The organism is Streptomyces sp. enrichment culture (assembly GCF_964273145.1).
In the GTDB taxonomy this organism is placed as follows: domain Bacteria; phylum Actinomycetota; class Actinomycetes; order Streptomycetales; family Streptomycetaceae; genus Streptomyces.
Window position 1 is genome coordinate 1,942,834 of record NZ_OZ186873.1, and the last position, 20,496, is coordinate 1,963,329.

Consider the following 20,496-nt stretch of genomic DNA (forward strand, 5'->3'; position numbering starts at 1 on the left):
GGCGACGGTTCGAGCGAAACCGGCAGCACGAACACGCCAGTGAGGTCCGGGACGTCCGGGACGTCCGTCGGCGCGGACGACCGTGACCAGGCGTTCGGCACCGGAGGACTCGAGTCTCGTCGACCACGGCGACGGCCAGGTCCTCGGCGCTGATCCCCGATCGGCCGTCGGCGGCGGTGAGCAGGGTGTCGGTACCGCACCGGTAGCGGCCGGTCCGAGCGCCGGATTCCAGCAGGGCCGACGGGCTCAGGTAGACCCAGTCGCCGCCGTCGTGGGCCTGGCAGGCCCGCAGCTGGGCGATCCCGGCCTCGGCGACGGCCTTCCACTACTGCCGGGAGAGTCCGGCCGGATCGATGGCCACGGGGAACGGGGCGTCCAGGTGGGTGGTCGCGCCCGCGAGAGCGATCACCCGCTCCACGTACCGGCCGCCTTCCAGTTCGTGGACGGCGAGCATCGGAGCCGGGTCGAGCTCCAGGCGCCAGAAGTGCGGGACGGCGGCTTCCGCGTACAGCATGGGTTTGATCTTGCGGTCCATGGTGCGGTTGCCGGGGGAGACGAGTTCGACGACGAGCAGTACCGCGTCGATGTCGACGGTGACGGGGTCGTCGGCGGTCGCACCGGCGTCGGCCACGACCAGGTCGGGCACGACCAGCCCGGATGGCAGGACGACGTTGACGCCTTCCAGGACCTCCACCGGTGCGCCGGCGGCCCGGGCGGCCGAGTCCAGGGCGACGTGGAGGCGGAACGAGGCCCGCTGGTGGCGGACACCGGGGGCGGGGGACATCACGAGCGACTCCCCCAGCAGCTCGTAGCGGGTCGTGCGGTCTTCGGGCAGGGCCAGGACGTCGGCGACGGTCCAGGGACCGGTGTGATCGGCGGCGACACTCATTCCCTTTCACCTCCTCGCCCGCCCGGCAGTCTCGGTGTGCCCTCGACAGGCGGTACACGGCCAGCATACGGGCGCTCCCACCTGCTGACACGAGGGTTCGCCACCGGAGGCGGGGCCTCGAACGGGCTTGCCGCTCCGAGCACCTGGCCGCCGATGCGCAGCTGGGCCTCCCCCATCTCGTCGGCGAGCCTGGACAGGAGGCTGTCCGGGTCACTGGTGTGGAGGTGGACGCGCCTGCCGTCCTCGGACCACGGGAGAAGACGGGGGCGGGTCCTCACGCGACCACCTCCGAGAGGGCGATGCCTTTCGGCGCCATCACCAAGGCGGTGCGGCGTCGGCGTCGCCTCTCGCATGCGGCTCGCCGTTCGGGGGCGACGAAGTACGGCCGGACGAGCCCGAGGGCCCCGCCATCCAATACGGGTCCGCACCATCGGCGGGTCACTCGCCCCCTCGGACGAGAGCACGGAGCTGCGGTTCGCCGATCCGGCGGAGCCGGACTCGCCGCCCCTGCATCACACGCAGCGGCTCCGGCTCCGTCATGTCCTGGAGGACCGCACCGGACCGTACCTCGGGTAGTCCCGCCGGGGTTCGGCACGCGGCCGGCCTCCAGGCGGGCCACCGGGATGCGGAACGGGGAACAGGAGACGTAGCCGAGGCCCACCTCGTGGAAGAAGTGGGCGGACTCGGGGTCACCACCGTGAACTGTGCAAGCGCCTGGCCGTCCGCTGGAAGAGAAGCCTTGACCTGCGCGACGCACTCGTCTCCTTGGCCTGCGGCCTCATCTGCCGGGGACGCCTCAAGAAGACCCGCCCATGATTGTGTCACGAGCTCTTGCTCTGAAAAAGATCAATGGACGCCACTGCTCTTGATGCGCCATTCAGCCACCGGTCCGCCCCTCCTCAGCCGCAGGATGTGAAATGGTCCGCCGATTCCGTCGGCGGACCATTTCAAGAGTGTTCGATCAGTACCGAATCTCACCCTGGAAGCTGTCTTCGGTGTCGGTTTCGAAGGTTCCCTCATACTGACGAGTGTTCCAGTAGAAGCAGCCACTGGAAAACCCCATGGACATGAAGCTCGAGTCACCGCCGGCCACGTACTTCTCACCCTTGGGGGAGCCACCACCCTGAGCCGCGGAAGCTATGTGACGCGTGGCGTCACCGTCAGGCCACTTGTCGAGGAAGAACTTCACGGGGTCCGTGGCACATCTCCTCTTGGCGTAGTGGGACCACTCGTCGTCGTAAACAGTACCTGCGAAGCGCTCAATGGCGTAAGCCGCGGAAGACGGCGTGGAAGTCAGGACGACGGCACTGAGGGCGCACACCGTTCCACTGACCACTCGACCGATAGCTCTTTTTAGCATCCATCACTCCCTGGTTGGCCGCGAATCGCTCACTGGCTGCGAATTGCGCGAATGATGTCCAACCGTGCGGCACGCATGGCTGGCATAAGCGCCGATATGACGCCGATCAAGATAGCGGCTATACCGCCGATGAAGGCAGCCCCAACAGGAAATTGAATTCCCCCCGAGAACTCCGGAACCATCAGAAGGGCCGCATTGAACATCCCCGCCGAAATAAAGGCACCAAGCAGGGACGAGACCGCCGTAAGAATCACAGACTCCCACAAGATTATGGCAAAAATGTGAGATTGGGACGCGCCGAAAGCTCGCCGCACACCAAACTCAGACACCCTTGCTTGGACCTGTGAGAGCGTCAGGTTCATGAGACCGATCCCACCCGTCACGAGCGAGATTCCAGCGATTACTCCCAGAACCGCCTGCAGAATTTTGAGAATCTGCTCATACGACGCGAAGTCATCTACCCGCCGAATGCGCTCAGCTCCCGTAAGGCCGATTGCGTCGAGACGATGCGAAATAATAGATGTTATTTGATCGACCTTCGAAGGGGTGACCGTCATGAGAAGGTCGGCAACTTCAGGGGCTGTTGACTCCGAGTACCACTTACGTAGAGAACGAATATCAGTGTAGACCACCGGTTCATTCCCAGAGTCACCTATAACGCCGAGCACGATTCCTTGCGTCGGAGTCTCCGTCGCCAGAGAAAGCCGCGATCCCAGGGCCTTTCGGTTGCCCCCGAAGTGGTCAGCTGCTTCCGCATTGAGGTACAGGGGTGGTGCCCATGGCTCCGGATTCCCCGCCGGCAACCACTCTCCGGCCAAGAGGTCCATCCGCTTCACTGAGCTATATCCGGCATCAACGCCCATGACCGTCACGCTGAGCGGCGGTTCAGAGGACGCCGAAGCGACACTGATTTCAATTCGGCGGGTCTCTACGCGAGACAGCGCACGCACCCCTATGCCCCTTACCCAAGCGGCATTTCGGTCCAGGGAAGACCGAGATGCAGTTTGCTCCCCATCCGCTGTCAGATTGACGGAGAGGGTTGCCGGGCGACCAACCGTGCGTTCGACCTGCTCCTGCACGGCGGCTCTTCCCAGGTCTCCCATGGCAACCACCGCGACCAGAGCCGCCACGCCTATGACCACGCTGAGGCCTGCCAGCAGAGAACGCGATCGGTGGACGCTCAGCTCCCGCCATGCAGAGAAGAACAACGGAGCAGAGTTGATCACCACTCGGCTCCCTCCCCGACCAATGCCAGCGGGGCCAATTCCCCTTGGTCGAGCCTGAACTGGCGGCCGGTGGCCATCGCGTGCTGTACGTCGTGGGTCACTAGGACCAAGCCGGCACTCTGCGAGCGAGTCACATCCAGCAAGAGCTCCATGACATCGCGAGATGTCTCGCCGTCCAGCGCCCCGGTGGGCTCGTCGGCAAGAACGTATCTCGGACGGTGAACCAAGGCTCGAGCAATAGCCACACGCTGCTGCTCACCTCCGGACAGCGTCTCGGGGACGGCATCCTCCTTGCCGGCGAGACCAACGCGGGCGAGTGCCTCGCCTGCGAGTTTGCGGCGCTGTCGCCACAAAGTCCGGTCCCGTATGTGCACGAGGGGCGTCCATACATTTTCCAAGGCAGTCCGCCTGGGTAATAGATGGAACTGCTGAAAGATGAACGAAATATGACGCCCACGGATCATGGACAATTCCCGATCGGACACCCCGATCAGGGACTTACCGTCGAGTTCCACTCTTCCGGACGTCGGTTGATCAAGCAGGCCCAAGATATTGAGCAAGCTGCTCTTACCGCTGCCGGAGCGCCCTACAACTGAAACTGAATCACCCGGCTCGAGGTCAAATTCGATACCCTTGAGGAGATCGACGCGCCGCCCAGCACCAACGGGGATCGTTTTGGTCACGCTTCGCAGCGACAGTGTCACCCGATCTCCTTGAGGTCGCCGCCCCGAAAAGCGTCCGCGACCGGATCCTGGACCTTTTCCCCCGCCTTCAGGCCATGCGTGACCTGTGCCAGCACTCCGTTGACAACGCCTACGACGACCTCTCGCTGCGTCCGCCGACCATCACCGTCGACCACGGTGACGTGAGCCGAACCCGCAGTTCCCGAGAGCGCGCTGATCGGTACGACGACGGCGTTTTCCGCATGCCCCGTGCGCACCGCCACCTTGACCGGCAGACCGGCGAACACCTTTACGGAGGCGGGGACGGTACAGGACACGTAGACGTCTCCGGACGGGTCTGCGGGGTCCGTCCCAATGGTGACGTCGGCACAGGTGAACGGCTCCGGGCCATCCACGATCTTGACTTGGGCGGTGCGCGGTGAATCGATGAACCGGTACAGATGAGCCGGGGCGACAGTGGCCCGGACGAGGTAGCGTCCAGAGTTCTTCACAACCCGCCCGTCCATCGTGAGCGTGCTGGTAACCGTGGCCGTACGGGCAGCGATCAAAACCGGCTTCACATGGTTCTCACGCTGCCCCTCGACCGACACACTGGATGCCTTCTGTTGGGCACTGTCCAACAGAGCCCAACAGGCGAATCCGCCGATCAATCCGAACAGCGCGGCTATGGCTGAAGCCCCACAGCCGATGCGCTGAGGCTTCACTGGTAGACACTGCCTTCCTGCATGCCGTCGCAGTTATCACGAACGAATCCCTGAATTCCGCTCGGATCACCAAGTTCGGCAGAATCCTCGATCGTTTGAACCAATTTACGGTACGACTCGTCATTTGCTTTGTAAGCAGGCATGTCATGCAGAACGGCGAAATGCTTCAACGCCGCTTCGGCCGCCTTGCCGTCCGAAGCCTCTGTCCGGTCGAGCCAGTACGCGTACCACTCACACTGAACCTCGTCAAGGACGATAGCGTCTGCTGAGCCTGCTTGGTAACGGTCGTCAGACGCACCGGCCACCTCGACATTCCACCTACCGCCGGGAGGGAGTTCTGCCCCTTGACGCAGCGTCTCGACTTCCGCTGTTACGTCTTCCTTGTCGAGCCAGCCGTTGGACTCTTCCGACTTGCCACTACAGGCAGTGACGGAGAAAACCAGGAGGCAGGACGCTACTACGTATGGGCGTAATTTCATTCTTTCTCCGCACATTGTTGTCTTGCGTTGGAAAAACGTCAGTAGTCGAGCTCGCCGAACCAGTTGTCTTCCCAGTCCACCTCGATGATGCCCTCTTGCTGCCGTGAGTTCATGTGGAAACAGCCTGAACTGAGCCCCAAGGAGACGTTGTCGCTGGTGAATTCATCAACCCGCTTGGTGCCATACGAGCCACCACCACCTGAACTCGACGACGCATAGTGGTACATATTGTCGTCGTCGGGTGCGGTGTTCACCGTGAGTCTGACAGTCGAGGTAGCACAGCGCTTTCTCGTGTAGTGGGACCAATTGTTGTCGTAGACAGTGCCGGAGACAGTTTCATCGGTCACCGCCGCGGAAGCAGGCGAGACGCTGGCCGTCAGGGTCCCCAGAAAAGCTGCGACAACGGAAGCCGCCGCTATACCGGTGCAGTTTCTCATGATTCTCCTTACAAGAGGAACTGATCTGTCGAGTTCGAATCGACCAAAGGCTCACAGGGAGTTGTCGAGTCGGGACAGCCTGGTTTCCTACATGATCACGGCCTCGGAACCGTCTTGGACAACCCCGTTCACCGAGTTGAGCCCGCGACAGTTCGACAAGCCGATCACCGCACTGCGGCGTGAAGAAGTGGATCCGGTCCGCAAGGGTCTGCCGCTGGAAGACCTGGTCCTACTGATCGCGGCGTACTGACGGACGAACCTGACCCTGCGCCGGCTCGCGTCTCTATTCGGAACGCCGGAGTCTGCGGCCGATCACAGACGGCGGTTACCCGCGCACCGGCCTGGTCGTCCCGCACCGCCGAGAGCGCGGCCGGGCCGAACTCTCGGCTCGGGAAGGGGAGCACATTGCCTTCCACCGCAAGGCCCGAGCCCGCGTCGCACGCGCCTTCGCCCGCATGGAGAGCTGGAAGGCCCTCCGCGCCTGCCGCCCGAAGGGCGGCGGCACACAACGCAGGTCCGCTGAAGACGGGCATGGTCCCCCCGGAGGTGACGAGTCGTGCTGCCAAGGCAGCGACCTGGCTTCATTCACCTCGATCGCACAAGGAGCCTACGAACAATCCCCAGAGCGATCTACGCGGGCCCCCGCAGGATCCTGAAGCTTCAGCATCCTGCGCCCTGTCAATAACGGGAAATATTTACGGACCGGACCATATCCTGAGCAATCTCGTGAGGCCGGGCGCCCGCCCCCGGCCGTGCGGGCCGGGGCGGAAGCCGGGAGAAGGAGGAGGGCGGCACCCCCCGCACGGGATGCCGCCCTCCTTTGGTGATCCGGAGCCGCCGCCGATCGGTGAGGGTGGTCGGGTGACAGACGGCGGCTCCGGAGCTGGACCGCCCCGGATGGGGCTAACGGTGGTCGCTGCCCTCCGCCGTGACCGCCGCGCGGCCGGCCTCCAGGCGGGCCACCGGGATGCGGAACGGGGAGCAGGAGACGTAGTCGAGGCCCACCTCGTGGAAGAAGTGGACGGACTCGGGGTCACCGCCGTGCTCGCCGCAGACGCCGAGCTTCAGGTCGGGGCGGGTGGCGCGGCCGGCCTTCGCGGCGGCGGCGACGAGGGAGCCGACGCCGTCCTTGTCGATCGTCTCGAAGGGGGAGACGCCGAAGATGCCCTTCTCCAGGTAGGCGGTGAAGAACGACGCCTCCACGTCGTCGCGGCTGAAGCCCCACACCGTCTGGGTCAGGTCGTTGGTGCCGAAGGAGAAGAACTCCGCGGCCTCGGCGATCTGGCCGGCGGTGAGCGCGGCGCGCGGCAGCTCGATCATCGTGCCGATGGACAGCTTGAGCCGCGTGCCCGAGGCCGCCTCGACCTCGGCGATGACCTTGTCGGCCTCCTCGCGGACGATCTCCAGCTCCTGGACCGTGCCCACGAGCGGGATCATGATCTCGGCGCGGGGGTCGCCCTTGGCCGCCTTGCGGGCCGCCGCCGCCTCGGCGATGGCGCGGACCTGCATGGTGAACAGGCCGGGGATGACCAGGCCGAGGCGGACGCCGCGCAGGCCCAGCATCGGGTTCTGCTCGTGCAGGCGGTGGACCGCCTGCAGGAGGCGCAGCTCGTTCTCGTGCGGCTCCTGGCGGGACTCGGCGAGGGCGACGCGGACCGACAGTTCGGTGATGTCGGGGAGGAACTCGTGCAGCGGCGGGTCGAGCAGGCGGATGGTGACCGGCAGGCCGTCCATCGCCTCGAACAGCTCGACGAAGTCCCGCTTCTGGAGGGGGAGGAGTCCCTTCAGGGATTCCTCGCGCTCGGCCTCCGTGTCGGCCAGGATCAGCCGCTCGACCAGCTCGCGGCGGTCGCCGAGGAACATGTGCTCGGTGCGGCACAAGCCGATGCCCTGGGCGCCGAACCTCCTCGCCCGCAGCGCGTCCTCGGCGTTGTCGGCGTTGGCGCGGACGCGGAGGCGGCGCTTGCGGTCGGCGAACGCCATGATGCGGTGGACGGCCTCGACCAGTTCGTCGGCGTCCTCGGCGCCCGCGTGCATGCGGCCCTCGAAGTACTCCACGACCGGGGAGGGCACGACCGGGACCTCGCCCAGGTAGACCTTGCCGGTGGAGCCGTCGATGGAGATGACGTCGCCCTCCTCGACGACGCGCCCGCCGGGGACGGTCATGCGGCGGCGCTTGGTGTCGACCTCCAGCTCCTCCGCGCCGCAGACGCAGGTCTTGCCCATGCCGCGGGCGACGACGGCCGCGTGCGAGGTCTTGCCGCCGCGCGAGGTGAGGATGCCCTCGGCGGCGATCATGCCGTCCAGGTCGTCGGGGTTGGTCTCGCGGCGGATGAGGATGACCTTCTCGCCGGAGCGGGACCACTTGACGGCCGTGTACGAGTCGAAGACGGCCTTGCCGACCGCCGCGCCCGGCGAGGCGGCGATGCCCCGGCCGATCTGCTCGACCTTCGCGTCCTCGTCGAAGCGGGGGAACATCAACTGGGCGAGCTGGGCGCCGGTGACGCGCTGGAGGGCCTCCGCCTCGTCGATCAGGCCCTGGTCCACCAGCTGGGTGGCGATGCGGAAGGCCGCGCCCGCCGTGCGCTTGCCCACCCGGGTCTGGAGCATCCACAGCCGGCCGCGCTCGATGGTGAACTCGATGTCGCAGAGGTCCTTGTAGTGGTTCTCCAGGGTCTCCATGATCTGCAGGAGCTGGTCGTACGACTTCTTGTCGATCCGCTCCAGCTCGGCGAGCGGCACCGTGTTGCGGATGCCGGCCACGACGTCCTCGCCCTGGGCGTTCTGGAGGTAGTCGCCGTAGACGCCCTGGTGGCCGGAGGCGGGGTCGCGGGTGAAGGCGACGCCCGTGCCGGAGTCGGGGCCGAGGTTGCCGAAGACCATCGTGCAGACGTTGACCGCGGTGCCGAGGTCGTGCGGGATGCGCTCCTGGCGGCGGTAGAGCTTGGCGCGCTCGCCGTTCCAGGAGTCGAAGACCGCCTTGACGGCGAGGTCCATCTGCTCGCGCGGGTCCTGCGGGAAGTCCCGGCCGGTCTCCTTCTTGACGATCTTCTTGAAGGTGGCGACCAGCTTCTTCAGGTCCGCGGCCTCCAGCTCGGTGTCGACCGTGACCTTCTTGGCCGCCTTGGCCTTCTCCAGCGCCTCCTCGAAGAGGTCGCCGTCGATGCCCAGGACGGTCTTGCCGAACATCTGGATGAGGCGGCGGTAGGAGTCCCAGGCGAACCGCTCGTCGCCGGCCTGCGCGGCCAGGCCCCGCACCGACGCGTCGGAGAGGCCAATGTTGAGGACCGTGTCCATCATGCCGGGCATGGAGAACTTGGCGCCGGAGCGGACCGAGACGAGGAGCGGGTCGTCGGCCTGGCCGAGCTTCTTGCCCATCTTCTCCTCGAGGGCGGCGAGGTGCGCACTCACCTCGTCACGCAGTGCCGTCGGTTCCTCGCCGCTCTCCAGGTAGACCTTGCAGGCCTCGGTGGTGATGGTGAAGCCGGGAGGGACCGGAAGGCCCAGCTTGGTCATCTCGGCGAGGTTGGCGCCCTTGCCGCCGAGGAGGTCCTTGAGGTCCTTGTTGCCCTCGGTGAAGTCGTAGACGAACTTCACGCCCTCAACACCGGTGTCCTGCCCGGCTACCTGGGGATCTTTGTTTTCCGACACGGGTCTCGACTCCTCGAGGACGCGGTGGCTGCCCTGACGTCGGGGAATGTACCCAGATCGAAGGCTCGTGGGTATGTCCACGTGCCCGTCATGTGCCTGTAACCACCCGTCCGCCAGCGGATCTAAAGTCGAGGCGCGGCGCGGGACCGGGCAGCCATGTATTCACTTCTTGAACGAATCAACCTCCGCATGAGCATGAGAAGCGCTCACATGAGCAGCATTCCCCACGTCTGTTTTTGCTCGATGAACGATCAAAGGGTGGCACTCGGTGCCACCCTTTGAGAAGTACAGTCGCCCATGATCCGCTCATATGAGCGCAACACCTATCAGGAGTGGCGAGAATCACGCTGTCACAGCCAGCGGGATTTCACCATGCGGACCGGCCGACGGGACGACCGCCGCGGGGGAAACGCCCCCGTCACCCTCCGAGCACCCCCGTCACCCTCCGAGCGCCCGCGTCCGCGCCGACCGGAGCGGGAAGGGCTCCCCCGGCGCGATCCGCTCCGCCGACGGCACCCGGCCGTGCGGCCGGGTGGGGGCGGCGGGCGCCCGGGGCTGCGCGTACGGCACCCTGCGCCGCACCGCGCGCGGCTCACCCGGCGCGCGGTGCGGGCGGACCCGGTCCACCCGGATCCGCCGGAGCGGGCCGCCGGCGACCCGCGCGACCGCTTCCGGCGGGACTTCCGGATGCCGGGGCGCCCCTTCCCGGCCCCCGCGGCGGCACCGCGCGGCACACGCCGCCGCCGGGACCGCCGGGCCGCGGCCGCCGCGGACCACCCGTCCGCCGGTCAGCCCCCCGAGGTGTCCAGTTCCGCGTCCTCGCCGATGCCCGCGCAGTCGTAGGGGTCCTTCAGCCAGCCGTCCGGCAGCACCACGCGGTTGTTGCCCGACGTACGGCCGCGGGGGCCGTCGGCGCCGGACGGCCACGGCTGGTCGAGGTCCAGCTCGTCCAGCCCGGCCCGCAACTCCTCCAGGGACGAGGTGACCGCCAGGCGCTTGCGCATCTCGGAGCCGACCGCGAAGCCCTTGAGGTACCAGGCGACGTGCTTGCGGAAGTCGATCACGCCGCGCTGCTCGTCGCCGAGCCACTCGCCGAGGAGGCGGGCGTGCCGGACCATGACGTCGGCGACCTCGCGCAGGGTGGGGCGCACGAAGTCCCCGGTACGGCCCTCGAAGGCGGCGACCAGGTCGGCGAAGAGCCAGGGCCGCCCCAGGCAGCCGCGGCCGACCACGACGCCGTCGCAGCCGGTCTCGCGCACCATCCTGAGGGCGTCCTCGGCGGACCAGATGTCGCCGTTGCCGAGCACCGGGATCTCCGGCACGTGCTCCTTCAGGCGGGCGATGGCGTCCCAGTCGGCGGTGCCGCCGTAGTGCTGGGCGGTGGTGCGGCCGTGCAGGGCGATGGCGGTGACACCCTCCTCGACGGCGATGCGCCCGGCGTCGAGGTAGGTGAGGTGGTCGTCGTCGATGCCCTTGCGCATCTTCATCGTCACCGGCAGGTCGCCGGCGCCGGCGACGGCCTCCCGCAGGATGGCGCGCAGCAGGTTCCGCTTGTAGGGGAGGGCGGAGCCGCCGCCCTTGCGGGTCACCTTGGGGACCGGGCAGCCGAAGTTCAGGTCGATGTGGTCGGCGAGGTCCTCGTCCACGATCATGCGGACGGCCTTGCCGACGGTGGCCGGGTCGACGCCGTACAGCTGGATCGAGCGAGGGCGCTCGCTCGCGTCGAACTTGATCAGCTGCATGGTCTTGTCGTTGCGTTCGACCAGTGCCCGGGTCGTGATCATCTCGCTGACGAACAGGCCCTTGCCGCCGCTGAACTCCCGGCACAGGGTGCGGAAGGGCGCGTTGGTGATGCCCGCCATGGGGGCGAGCACGACGGGCGGCCTCACCGCGTGCGGGCCGATCTGCAGCGTCGGGGCCGTCGTGGGCAGGGTGGGCGTGGACATTCCTCCATTGTCGCGTACGCCGGGACGTGCCCGGCACGGCTCCCCACCGTCTACGTGCATACTTCATTAGTTAACCGCACTATAGAAATCGGCGTACGATGGAGCCCATGCCCGAGCTCAGCCGCCGCCGACGCCTGCTCGTGCTCGCCATCTGCTGCATGAGCCTGCTGATCGTGAGCCTCGACAACACCGTGCTGAACGTCGCCCTGCCGTCCATGCAGCACGACTTGGGCACGACCACCTCCGGACTCCAGTGGGCGATCGACGCCTACACCCTGGTGCTGGCCGCGCTGCTGATGCTCGCCGGCTCCACGGCCGACCGGATCGGCCGCAAGCGCGTCTTCATGACGGGCCTGGTCGTCTTCACGCTCGGCTCGGTGCTGTGCTCCCTCGCTCCCGACCTGCCGTCGCTGGTCGCGTTCCGGATGGTGCAGGCGGTGGGCGGCTCGATGCTGAACCCGGTCGCCATGTCGATCATCACCAACACCTTCACCGACCCGCGCGAGCGGGCCCGCGCCATCGGCGCGTGGGGCGCGGTGGTCGGCATCTCCCTGGCCGCCGGTCCGCTGGTGGGCGGTCTGCTCGTGGAGTCGGTCGGCTGGCGCGCGATCTTCTGGATCAACCTGCCGGTGGGACTCGCGGCCCTGCTGCTCACCCTGCGGTACGTCCCCGACTCCCGCGCCCCGCACGCCCGCCGCCCCGACCCGATCGGCCAGCTGCTGGTGATCGTGCTGTTCGGCGCGCTGACGTACGCGATCATCGAGGTGCCGAACGCGGGCCCGGCGGCGGTGCTGCCCTTCGCCGTGGCGGCGCTGGCCGCCCTCGCCGGGCTGCTGCTGTACGAGCCCCGCCGCGCCGAGCCCCTCATCGACCTGCGCTTCTTCCGCTCGGCACCGTTCAGCGGGGCCACCGTGATCGCCGTGTGCGGGTTCGCCGCGATGGGCGGCTTCCTGTTCCTGTCGACGCTGTACCTGCAGAACGTGCGCGGACTGAGCGCCCTGCACGCGGGCCTGTGGATGCTGCCCATGGCCGTGCCGACCCTCCTGTGCGCCCCGCTGTCCGGCCGTCTGGTCGGCAGCCGGGGGCCGCGGGCCCCGCTGCTGGTCGCGGGCTGCGCGATGACGGCGAGCGGGCTGCTGTTCGCCCTGTTCGAGGCCGAGACCTCGGACGCCACCCTGTTCCTCGGCTACGTCCTGTTCGGCGTCGGCTTCGGCTTCGTCAACGCGCCGATCACCAACACCGCCGTCTCCGGCATGCCCCGCGCCCAGGCCGGCGTCGCCGCCGCCGTCGCCTCCACCAGCCGCCAGCTGGGCTCGACCCTCGGCGTCGCGGTGATCGGCGCGGTGCTCGCGGCGGGCGTGGGCTCCGCGCCGTACCGGGACGCGTTCGTCTCCGCCGCCCGCCCCGGCTGGTGGATCCTCACCGCCTGCGGCGCCGCGGTCCTGGCCCTCGGCGCCCTGACCACGGGCGCCTGGGCCCGCCGCACCGCCGCGCGCACGGCGGACCGGCTCCGGCCGGCCCCGGCACAGCGGACGGCGGGGGTCTGACCGGCCCCCGCCCCGGGAACCGGCTCCGCCTCACCCCGCCGGCGCCGGCAGCCGTTCCGCCACCTGCGGCCAGCGCCTCATCACCGTCTCCTCCAGACGCGGCACCACCCGCTGCCCCGCCAGCGCCAGGGCGATCGCCGCGGCCACGCCCGCCCAGGCCAGCGGGCCCAGCGGGGTGCAGCCGAAGAGGTGGCTGGCGGCCGGGGTCTGGACGAGGGCGACCAGGGCGGCGGCGGAACCCAGGGAGGTGGCCTGCACCAGGTGGCTGCCGCGCCGGTCGGAGAGGGTCTGGGCGAGCTGGGTGCCGACCACCGCGCACAGGGCCATCGTCGTCGAGCGGCGGGCCGTGCCGGGCGTGAGGCGGCCGAAGAGCCAGGCGGCGGTCGCGCCGAGGGCCGTCGTCAGCGCCCGGTGCCGGATCTTCCGGATCAGGGGCTCGCCCAGGACCGCCGTCCCCAGGGGCGCGTCCCTCTCGCCGTCCTCCTCCTCGTCGCCCTCCGGCGAGGTCACCGCCACCGCCATCGCCGGGAACAGGTCGGTGAACAGGTTCACCAGCAGCATCTGGCGGGTCGACAGCGGCGCCGAGCCGCCGAGGACGGTGCCGAGGATGCCGAAGCCGACCTCGCCCGCGTTGCCGCCGATGAGGATGGCGATGGCATCGGCGACGCTGCCCCACAGCGCCCGGCCCTCCCGGACCGCCTCGACCAGGACGAGCAGGTCGTCGCCGGTGACGACGAGGTCGGCGGCGTTGCGCGCGGCGGCCGAGCCGCGGGCGTTGATGCCGACACCGATGTCGGCGGCGCGGATGGCGGCGGCGTCGTTGGCGCCGTCGCCGACCATGCCGACCACCCGCCCGGCGTCCCGCAGCGACTCCACGACCTGGAGCTTCTGCTCGGGCGCGACGCGGGCCACCACGTCGGCGTCGCGCAGCATCCGGGAGCGCTGCCGCCGGTCCGCGGCGGCCAGTTCGTCGCCGGTGACGACGACGGCGTCCTCGGGCCAGCCCAGGTCGGTGGCGATGGCGCGGGCGGTCTGCGGATGGTCGCCGGTCAGCACCACCGGCCGTACGCCCGCCTCGCGCAGCCCGCGCACCAGCGCCGGGGAGGTCTCGCGGGCCACGTCGGCGAGCGCGAGCAGGCCGGTGAAGCGCAGGTCCATCTCCTCCAGGGGGCGTTCGAGGAGGTCGCCCGCCTTCTCGCCGTCCGTCAGCGGGCGCTGCGCCACCGCCAGCACGCGCAGGCCGTCGGCGGCCAGGTCGTGCGCCGTGTCGGAGGCGTGGGAGGGAAGGTCGGGGCAGGCGGGCAGCACGGTCTCCGGGGCGCCCTTGACGACCAGGACGGGCGAGCCGTCCCCGGCGCGGCCGACGGCGGCGGCGTAGCCGCGGGAGGTCTCGAAGGGCAGGCCCTCGATCTGCTCCCACTCGGGGTCGTCCCCGGCGGCGTCGAGCACCGCCTCGTCGGTGGCGTGGGTGGGCCGGGCGCCGTCGCCGTCCAGGCGGGGGCAGGCCCGGGCGGCGGCCCGTACGGTTCCGGCGGCGTCCGGCTCGCCCAGCTTGTGCACCGTGCCGCCGGCGTCGGACGCCTTCACCAACCGCAGCCGGTTCTCGGTGAGCGTGCCGGTCTTGTCGAAGCAGATGGTGTCCATGCGGCCCAGCGCCTCCAGGGTGCGCGGGGTGCGCACGAGGACGCCGCGGCGGCCGAGCCTGCGGGCGGCGGCGAGCTGCGCGACCGTCGCCACCAGCGGCAGCCCCTCGGGGACGGCCGCCACCGCCACCGACACGCCGCCGCTGACCGCCTGCCGGATCGGGGCTCCCCGCAGCAGGGAGATCCCGGTCACGGCGGCACCGCCCGCCAGGGTGAGCGGCAGCGCCTTGCGGGTGAGTTCCTGGAGCCGGGCCTGGACGCCGGCGGCGGACGGCGTGCGGGCGGCCAGCGCGACGGCGCGGGCGGCCTCGGTGCGCTCGCCGGTGTCGACGACGACGGCCTGGGCGCGCCCGGCGACCACGGTGGTGCCCTCGAAGACCATGCAGTGCCGTTCGGCGACGGGGGCGTGCGGCGTGGGGTCCACGCTCTTGTCGACCGGCAGGGACTCGCCCGTCAGCGCGGACTCGTCCACCTCCAGCCCGTCCTCCCACAGCAGGCGGGCGTCGGCGGGCACCACGTCGTCCGCCTTGAGGTCGATGACGTCGCCCGGGGCGAGCTTGGAGGCGTCCACCACCCGGGCCTCGCCCGCGCCGTCGCGGGACTCCTGCCCGGCGACGCGCGCCTTCTGCTTCTGCTGCGCGAGCAGCCCGGCCAGCGCCCGTTCGGCGCGCAGCCGCTGGAACCCGCCGACCAGCGCGTTCAGGTCGAGCGCGCCGACGACGAGCAGGGCGTCCATGACGGAGCCGAGGATCGCCTCGGCGGCCGAGCCGACGGCCAGCACCGGGGTGAGCGGATCGTCGAGTTCGTTGCGCACCGCGCCGGCCAGCTGCGCCGTCCAGCGCACCGGGGTGAGCGCGGGGGTGCGGCTCGCCCGGTCGACGGCGGCCCTCACCCGGGCGGCCGCCTGCTCGACGACGGACGGCTCCGGTTCCTTCTCCCGCTCCAGCCGCTCGCGCACGCCGTCCGGGTCCAGATCGTGCCAGGCCACCCGCGCCCGGGGGTGCGGGGCGCGGGCCGTGGCCACGCCGAGGGCCGCGCGGACCCCGGACAGCAGGGCCGCCGCCGCGCCCGCGTCGACCGGCGCGTGCCGCAGCCCCGGCAGCGGGGCACCGCCACCGCCCTTGCGGGCCTCGCCGACGGCGACCAGCAGTCCGGACAGCGCGGCGCCGGAGCGGGCCAGCACCTGCGACCGGCGCCCGACGCCCCGCGCCGCGGGCACCGCCCGCAGCAGCCGCCACACGTCGGCCAGGCCGTTGGTGCACAGCACGTCCGCGCCCCACGCCACCGGGCACTCGCCGTCGGCGAGGGCGACGGCCACGTCCCCGCGCAGCAGTCCGGCGGCCACTGCCGCGTCGTCGCCGGGCCGGGGCCGTACGACGGTGACGACGCCGCCCTCCTCGCGCAGTTCGTCCACGATCTCGCTCAACGGGCGTTCGGAACCGACGACTTGGTCGGCCAGGCCGGTGAAGTCGGACAGCGCCGGGTCCTCCACCATCACCACGCGCAGCCCGGCGCGGCGCGCCGCGTCCAGCACGGACTCCGTCCACGGGTCGGCTCCGGCACCGGGGGCGCGCAGCGCGCTGGGGTGCAGGACGACGATCTCGGCCATCTCCAGCTGCCGCAGCCGCTCCGGTTCCCGCACCAGGACGCCGGTGCGCGACAGCGCGCCGCTCAGGACGGCGTGGAAGGCGGCGGGCCCGTACCGGGCGGCCTTGGGCGAACCGGCGAGCACCGCCTCCGCGGCCTCGGCCAGGTCGTGCTTGACGAGGAGGACCGCGGCCGCGCCCGCCACACTGCCCGTCGAGGCGTGGGAGGCGTAGTGCTGCGCCGGGGAGGTGCGCAGCGGCGGACGCCGGGAGGCGTCGGCGGGCAGGCTGCCCCGGTCCGGCGCGCACAGCCGGTCGTGCACGGTCTCGAACGCGGCCGTGCGGACCACCGCCTCCGCGAGCTGGCAGGCGCGCAGCGCCCCGTCGAGCACCAGGGAGGTCGGGCTCTGCCCGGCGCCGTGCACGGCCGCGTTGGCGACGGCGAGCGCCACCTCCATGCGGTCGTCGCCGAGGCGGGCGCGCAGCCGGCCGCGGAAGGTCGGGTTCTCGCGCAGCAGCGTGGAGACGGCGGTGACCAGGCGGGGGGTGGGGGGCAGGCGCAGCGCGGAGGCGGTCAGTCCGGCGGCGATGCCCACCACGTCGGCGCCCAGGGCCGCCGCCGCGACGCGCACGGAGGCCGGGTCGCCGGGGTGGGCGGGCTCCTCCACGAGGTCGTCGGCGCGGGTCAGGCCGTGCCGCTCGGCGAGCACGGTCGCCCGGTCGACCACCGTGCCGGTGAGCGCCTCCTCGGTCGCGGCCACCACCAGCCGGGACAGGCCGGAGTCCCAGTAGGCGAGGGCCACGTCCGGGTGCTCGGCCAGTGCCGCCGCCACCCGCCGGGCCGCCTGTGCCGTCCCGCCCGCCGGCCGGTCCCCGTCGTGCGCGGCCGGCGCCAGCGCGAGGTGGGCACGGGCACCGGCCCGCCAGTCCTGTCCGCCGCCCGGCAGCGCGGCGCGGGCGACCCGGGCCGCGCGCGCGGCGAAGTCCGCGCTCCGCACGCCGGCCCGTGCCGTGCCCGCCACGGCACCGGCCGCGAGCCCCACGGCGGGCGCGGTGCCGCGCGCGAGCAGCCGGGGCCCGGCGAGGACGGTCGCGGCGACCGCGCCCTGGGAACGCGTCAGAAGTCCACCGAGCATCGTTTCCTCTCAGCCTGTCTTCCGGGTGCGGGGGGTCGACTTGCCGCCGCCGTCCTGTCCGGCGGACGCCGTGGTCCTGCGGGTCGTACCGGAGGTGCGGCGCGTGGTGGCGGAGGCGGCGCCGCGGCCGGTGCTCCCGCCACCGGAACGGCTCTTGGCGGTGCTCGTGCTCCGGGTGGCGGTCTTGGGGCCGGCCGCCTTCTTCACCGTGCTCTTGGCCGTGTTCCCGGCCGCGGTGGTGGTCTTGGCCGCAGCCTTGGCCGCGGTGGTGGCCTTGGCCGTGCGCCGGGCCGTGCCGGTGGTCCTGGAGGCGGTCTTGGCGGCGGTCCCGCCCCCGGTGGAGGTCTCGGCCGCCCCGCTCCCGCCGCCGTCGGAGGTATCGGCGGTACCGGCCTCCGCCCCGTCCCCGGCGGTGGCCGGGGACGGGGCCGGGGCACCGTCGCCCGTCGCGGTCCGCACCGCCTTCGCTTCCGCCGCCTCGTCCGGGCGGGGCTGGGTCAGCCAGGCCACCGCCGCCCCGGCGAGCGCCACGGGCCACTCCACGAGCCCGGCGACGCCGAGCACCCCGGCCCCGGTGTACACGGCCACCCGCCGCCCGCGCGGCGACACGGCCCCGATCCTGTCCAGCGCCCCCTCCGCCGCCTTGCCGACCATTCCGGCGCCCGGCACCTTCCGCAGCACCGAGGCCGCCGCGTGCAGCGGCTGCGGAAGTGTCTGCGCCGACTTCTGTGCCGGCGTGCGCGCCGGCGTCTGCTCAGCCATGGCTGTCCTCGCCTCGTGAGAACACTGTGGGAATGTCGGAATGCTCTGAAAACATCACCTTCCGCTATGACTCGTGTTCCCGCACTCGGGACGGTCATCCCGCCGATGTGGCCCCGCGTTCCAGCGCGATCGCGTCCAGCCGCTCCAGCCGCTGGCGCGTGTCGTGGTCGGCGGGCGCGGCGCTCCAGGGCGCGGGCCCGGCCCCGACGGCGCCGGCCGCCCGGCGCTCCCGGCCGGACCTCGGCGTCGTCGGGCTCCTGCCGGGCGGGGCACTCGCCGGCGCCGGCCAGGCGCTCCAGCTCCCGGTGATCCACCGGGTCGCCCCGCCGGAGGTCCGCCGCGTGGACGTCGGCGGCGTCATGTGCACCGCCCAGCAGTCGCCACCGGCCCCGGGCGTGGCCGCCCCCCGGCACCCTGCTCCTCTCCCCGACCCCGCCCCTGGGCATGCGGGACGCCCTGCTGACGGCCCTGCTGCTGCAGCTTGCGGGCATGACCCTGACGGGCCCGCCGAGCCTGCGGCTGCCGCGGACGATCGACTGGCCGAAGCGGCCCGGGCCCCGCGGACGGCGCCGGCGCCCCGCGCGCGAGGGGCCGCCTGCCCGGTGCCGGTCCGGCTCCGGGACCGGACGGCCGCTCGCGGGTGCCGCCCGGGCGACGGCACCGCGCCCGCCCCGGCCTCAGCCCGCGCGCAGTCCCCGTACCAGCAGTTCCACCACGGCCTCGAACTCCTCCTCGATCCCCGGCCGCTCCCACTCCCGCGCGTGGCAGGGGTCGTGGAAGCGGCCCGTGGCGTGGAAGACGGCGCGCGCCGCGGCCTCGGGGTCGGCGGTGGTGAAGGTGCCCGCCTCCTCACCCGCCCGGACGATCCGGGTCAGCTGGGCGGTCAGGTCGGCGAGGTGCTCGCCGACCGCCGTGCCGTTCTCGCCGGTCAGCACCGTGTAGGTGGCGAACAGTTCGGGGTCGCCGACCGCCTTGCGGCGCTTGGCCTCGAACAGGGCCCGCAGCCAGTCGCGCAGCCGGCCCTCCGGATCACGGTCCTCGGCGGCGATCCCGGACAGTTCCCCGGAGGTGCGGTCCAGCCACCGCTTGGTGACCGCCTCGCGCAGCGCCGCCTTCGTCCGGAAGTGCCGGTAGACGCTGCCGTGGCTGACGCCGAGCGCGCGGGCCACGTCGACCACGGTGGCCTTGGCCGGACCGTGGCGGCGCAGCACCTCCTCGGTCGCTTCGAGGATGCGCTCGGCGGTCAGGGTCTCGGGGGTCGGTGCCATGGCCTAGACCGTACCCGGCACCGTTCAGCGCTCGACGTGGGCCATCTGCTCGGCCGGATAGCGCTCACCGGCGGCGGCTCCGGCCGGTACCGCACGCTCGATCGCGGCCAGGTCCGCCTCGTCCAGGGTCACGTCCAGCGCGTCCAGCGCCTCGGTGAGCCGGTCGCGCCGGCGGGCGCCGACCAGCGGCACGATGTCGTCGCCGCGGGAGAGCACCCAGGCGATGGCGATCTGGGCGACGCTGACGCCCTTGTGCCCGGCGATCTCCCGCAGCGCCTCCACGAGGCCGAGGTTGTGCCGGAGGTTCTCGCCCTGGAAGCGCGGCGAGTGCGCGCGGAAGTCGTCCGCCGCGAGCTGCCGGTCAGGGGTGAAGTGGCCGGAGATCAGTCCGCGCGAGAGGACTCCGTACGCGGTGACGCCGATGCCCAGTTCGCGGACGGCCGGCAGGATCTCGTTCTCGATGCCGCGCGAGATCAGGGAGTACTCGATCTGCAGGTCGCAGATGGGCGCGGTGGCGGCGGCCCGCCGGACGGTACCGGCCCCGACCTCGCTGAGGCCGATGTGCCGCACGTACCCCTTCTCGACCAGTTCCGCGATGGCGCCGACCGTCTCCTCCACCGGCACGTCGGGGTCGAGGCGGGCGATGCGGTAGACGTCGATGTGGTCGACGCCGAGGCGCTGGAGCGAGTACGCGGCGAAGTTCTTCACGGCGGCGGGGCGGCCGTCGTACCCGGACCAGCCGCCGTCGGGGTCGCGCAGGGCGCCGAACTTCACGCTGAGCAGGGCCTGTTCGCGGCGGGACGCGGGGGCGGTGCGCAGGGCCTCGCCGATGAGCATCTCGTTGTGGCCCATGCCGTAGAAGTCGCCGGTGTCCAGCAGGGTGACGCCCGCCTCCAGGGCCGCGTGGATCGTGGCGATCGACTCCGCCCGGTCCGCGTCGCCGTACAGCGCGGACATGCCCATGCAGCCGAGGCCGAGGGCGGAGACCTGGGGGCCGTTGGTTCCGAGGGAACGGGTGCGCATCGTCATGCGCCCACCATGGCACCGCGAGTGACAGATTTCAATAACTGTCATTCGTCAGTCGTCGCCGTGTCGCGGCACCGCGGCAGGAACCGCGCCCACCGCGCCGCGACAGCACGACGGCCCCCGTGCGGGACCCGGCCGGGTCCCGCACGGGGG

Annotated in this window: 15 protein-coding genes and 4 pseudogenes; 3 read left to right on the forward strand and 16 right to left on the reverse strand. The window is 71.1% G+C overall.

Annotated features, from left to right (window positions below):
* Positions 1 to 57: 57 nt before the first annotated feature.
* Together ACSU6Z_RS08845 and ACSU6Z_RS08850 are read right to left on the reverse strand one after the other, a co-directional pair.
* Positions 58 to 322, reverse strand: a pseudogene (locus tag ACSU6Z_RS08845) (hypothetical protein); the annotation flags it as partial.
* A 3-nt stretch (positions 323 to 325) separates the two neighbouring features.
* On the reverse strand, positions 326 to 889 hold the full coding sequence (locus ACSU6Z_RS08850; RefSeq protein ID WP_437019754.1) for a Uma2 family endonuclease: 564 nt from the start codon (positions 887 to 889) through the stop codon (positions 326 to 328).
* Positions 890 to 1,312: 423 nt separating this feature from the next.
* Here ACSU6Z_RS08850 and ACSU6Z_RS08855 point away from each other — a divergent pair.
* Positions 1,313 to 1,465: pseudogene (locus ACSU6Z_RS08855) on the forward strand (DNA mismatch repair protein MutT); the annotation flags it as partial.
* Between the two features lie 19 nt (positions 1,466 to 1,484).
* On the opposite strand, the pseudogene ACSU6Z_RS08860 reads toward ACSU6Z_RS08855, so the two are convergent.
* The 7 genes and pseudogenes from ACSU6Z_RS08860 to ACSU6Z_RS08890 form a co-directional block, all read right to left on the reverse strand.
* Positions 1,485 to 1,598 (reverse strand): annotated as a pseudogene (locus ACSU6Z_RS08860) (putative PEP-binding protein); the annotation flags it as partial.
* A gap of 252 nt (positions 1,599 to 1,850) precedes the next feature.
* A complete protein-coding gene (locus tag ACSU6Z_RS08865) occupies positions 1,851 to 2,225 on the reverse strand; it encodes a hypothetical protein (RefSeq protein ID WP_437044404.1) in 375 nt (124 codons plus the stop codon).
* A gap of 53 nt (positions 2,226 to 2,278) precedes the next feature.
* Positions 2,279 to 3,475, reverse strand: a complete 1,197-nt coding sequence (locus ACSU6Z_RS08870; RefSeq protein WP_437044405.1) for an ABC transporter permease — start codon at positions 3,473 to 3,475, stop codon at positions 2,279 to 2,281.
* On the reverse strand, positions 3,472 to 4,179 hold the full coding sequence (locus ACSU6Z_RS08875) for an ABC transporter ATP-binding protein (RefSeq protein WP_437044406.1): 708 nt from the start codon (positions 4,177 to 4,179) through the stop codon (positions 3,472 to 3,474). Before ACSU6Z_RS08875 ends, ACSU6Z_RS08870 begins: the two co-directional genes overlap by 4 nt.
* Positions 4,176 to 4,862 (reverse strand): hypothetical protein, encoded by a 687-nt coding sequence (locus ACSU6Z_RS08880; RefSeq protein ID WP_437044407.1) that lies wholly within the window; start codon positions 4,860 to 4,862, stop codon positions 4,176 to 4,178. The genes ACSU6Z_RS08875 and ACSU6Z_RS08880 overlap by 4 nt, the downstream gene beginning before the upstream one ends.
* A complete protein-coding gene (locus ACSU6Z_RS08885; RefSeq protein ID WP_437044408.1) occupies positions 4,859 to 5,341 on the reverse strand; it encodes a hypothetical protein in 483 nt (160 codons plus the stop codon). Before ACSU6Z_RS08885 ends, ACSU6Z_RS08880 begins: the two co-directional genes overlap by 4 nt.
* Before the next feature lie 38 nt (positions 5,342 to 5,379).
* Positions 5,380 to 5,778, reverse strand: coding sequence for a hypothetical protein (locus ACSU6Z_RS08890; protein ID WP_437044409.1), 399 nt, complete (start codon positions 5,776 to 5,778; stop codon positions 5,380 to 5,382).
* A gap of 91 nt (positions 5,779 to 5,869) precedes the next feature.
* Between ACSU6Z_RS08890 and ACSU6Z_RS08895 the strand changes: the two are divergent.
* A pseudogene (locus tag ACSU6Z_RS08895) lies at positions 5,870 to 6,434 on the forward strand (hypothetical protein).
* A gap of 247 nt (positions 6,435 to 6,681) precedes the next feature.
* Here the strand turns inward: ACSU6Z_RS08895 and ppdK are convergent.
* Positions 6,682 to 9,429 carry a pyruvate, phosphate dikinase gene (gene ppdK / locus ACSU6Z_RS08900; RefSeq protein WP_437044410.1) on the reverse strand — a complete coding sequence of 916 codons (2,748 nt, stop codon included), beginning with the start codon at positions 9,427 to 9,429 and terminating at the stop codon, positions 6,682 to 6,684.
* A 788-nt stretch (positions 9,430 to 10,217) separates the two neighbouring features.
* A complete protein-coding gene (dusB, locus tag ACSU6Z_RS08905) occupies positions 10,218 to 11,375 on the reverse strand; it encodes a tRNA dihydrouridine synthase DusB (protein ID WP_437044411.1) in 1,158 nt (385 codons plus the stop codon).
* 107 nt (positions 11,376 to 11,482) lie between these two features.
* On the opposite strand from dusB, the gene ACSU6Z_RS08910 reads away from it, so the two are divergent.
* The gene (locus ACSU6Z_RS08910) at positions 11,483 to 12,922 is read left to right on the forward strand and encodes an MFS transporter (RefSeq protein WP_437044412.1); all 1,440 of its coding nucleotides are present in this window, start codon (positions 11,483 to 11,485) and stop codon (positions 12,920 to 12,922) included.
* A 30-nt stretch (positions 12,923 to 12,952) separates the two neighbouring features.
* On the opposite strand, the gene ACSU6Z_RS08915 is transcribed toward ACSU6Z_RS08910, so the two are convergent.
* The 5 genes from ACSU6Z_RS08915 to ACSU6Z_RS08935 all read right to left on the reverse strand — a co-directional run bounded on the left by ACSU6Z_RS08915 (position 12,953) and on the right by ACSU6Z_RS08935 (position 20,346).
* The gene (locus tag ACSU6Z_RS08915) at positions 12,953 to 17,287 is read right to left on the reverse strand and encodes an HAD-IC family P-type ATPase (RefSeq protein WP_437044413.1); all 4,335 of its coding nucleotides are present in this window, start codon (positions 17,285 to 17,287) and stop codon (positions 12,953 to 12,955) included.
* A 9-nt stretch (positions 17,288 to 17,296) separates the two neighbouring features.
* On the reverse strand, positions 17,297 to 18,049 hold the full coding sequence (locus tag ACSU6Z_RS08920; protein WP_437044414.1) for a hypothetical protein: 753 nt from the start codon (positions 18,047 to 18,049) through the stop codon (positions 17,297 to 17,299).
* 94 nt (positions 18,050 to 18,143) lie between these two features.
* Positions 18,144 to 18,410: a hypothetical protein gene (locus ACSU6Z_RS08925; protein ID WP_437044415.1), complete on the reverse strand. Its 267-nt coding sequence runs from the start codon at positions 18,408 to 18,410 to the stop codon at positions 18,144 to 18,146.
* A 316-nt stretch (positions 18,411 to 18,726) separates the two neighbouring features.
* The gene (locus tag ACSU6Z_RS08930; RefSeq protein ID WP_437044416.1) at positions 18,727 to 19,317 is read right to left on the reverse strand and encodes a TetR family transcriptional regulator; all 591 of its coding nucleotides are present in this window, start codon (positions 19,315 to 19,317) and stop codon (positions 18,727 to 18,729) included.
* Between the two features lie 24 nt (positions 19,318 to 19,341).
* On the reverse strand, positions 19,342 to 20,346 hold the full coding sequence (locus ACSU6Z_RS08935; RefSeq protein WP_437044417.1) for an aldo/keto reductase: 1,005 nt from the start codon (positions 20,344 to 20,346) through the stop codon (positions 19,342 to 19,344).
* Positions 20,347 to 20,496: the final 150 nt, after the last annotated feature.

Coding starts and splice junctions, on each gene's coding strand:
- ACSU6Z_RS08890 (WP_437044409.1), bottom strand. CDS start 5,778: ATGAGAAACTGCACCGGTATAGCGGCGGCTTCCGTTGTCGCAGCTTTT.
- ACSU6Z_RS08925 (WP_437044415.1), bottom strand. CDS start 18,410: ATGACGCCGCCGACGTCCACGCGGCGGACCTCCGGCGGGGCGACCCGG.
- ACSU6Z_RS08930 (WP_437044416.1), bottom strand. CDS start 19,317: ATGGCACCGACCCCCGAGACCCTGACCGCCGAGCGCATCCTCGAAGCG.
- ACSU6Z_RS08885 (WP_437044408.1), bottom strand. CDS start 5,341: ATGAAATTACGCCCATACGTAGTAGCGTCCTGCCTCCTGGTTTTCTCC.
- ACSU6Z_RS08920 (WP_437044414.1), bottom strand. CDS start 18,049: ATGGCTGAGCAGACGCCGGCGCGCACGCCGGCACAGAAGTCGGCGCAG.
- dusB (WP_437044411.1), bottom strand. CDS start 11,375: ATGTCCACGCCCACCCTGCCCACGACGGCCCCGACGCTGCAGATCGGC.
- ACSU6Z_RS08910 (WP_437044412.1), top strand. CDS start 11,483: ATGCCCGAGCTCAGCCGCCGCCGACGCCTGCTCGTGCTCGCCATCTGC.
- ACSU6Z_RS08850 (WP_437019754.1), bottom strand. CDS start 889: ATGAGTGTCGCCGCCGATCACACCGGTCCCTGGACCGTCGCCGACGTC.
- ACSU6Z_RS08935 (WP_437044417.1), bottom strand. CDS start 20,346: ATGACGATGCGCACCCGTTCCCTCGGAACCAACGGCCCCCAGGTCTCC.
- ACSU6Z_RS08915 (WP_437044413.1), bottom strand. CDS start 17,287: ATGCTCGGTGGACTTCTGACGCGTTCCCAGGGCGCGGTCGCCGCGACC.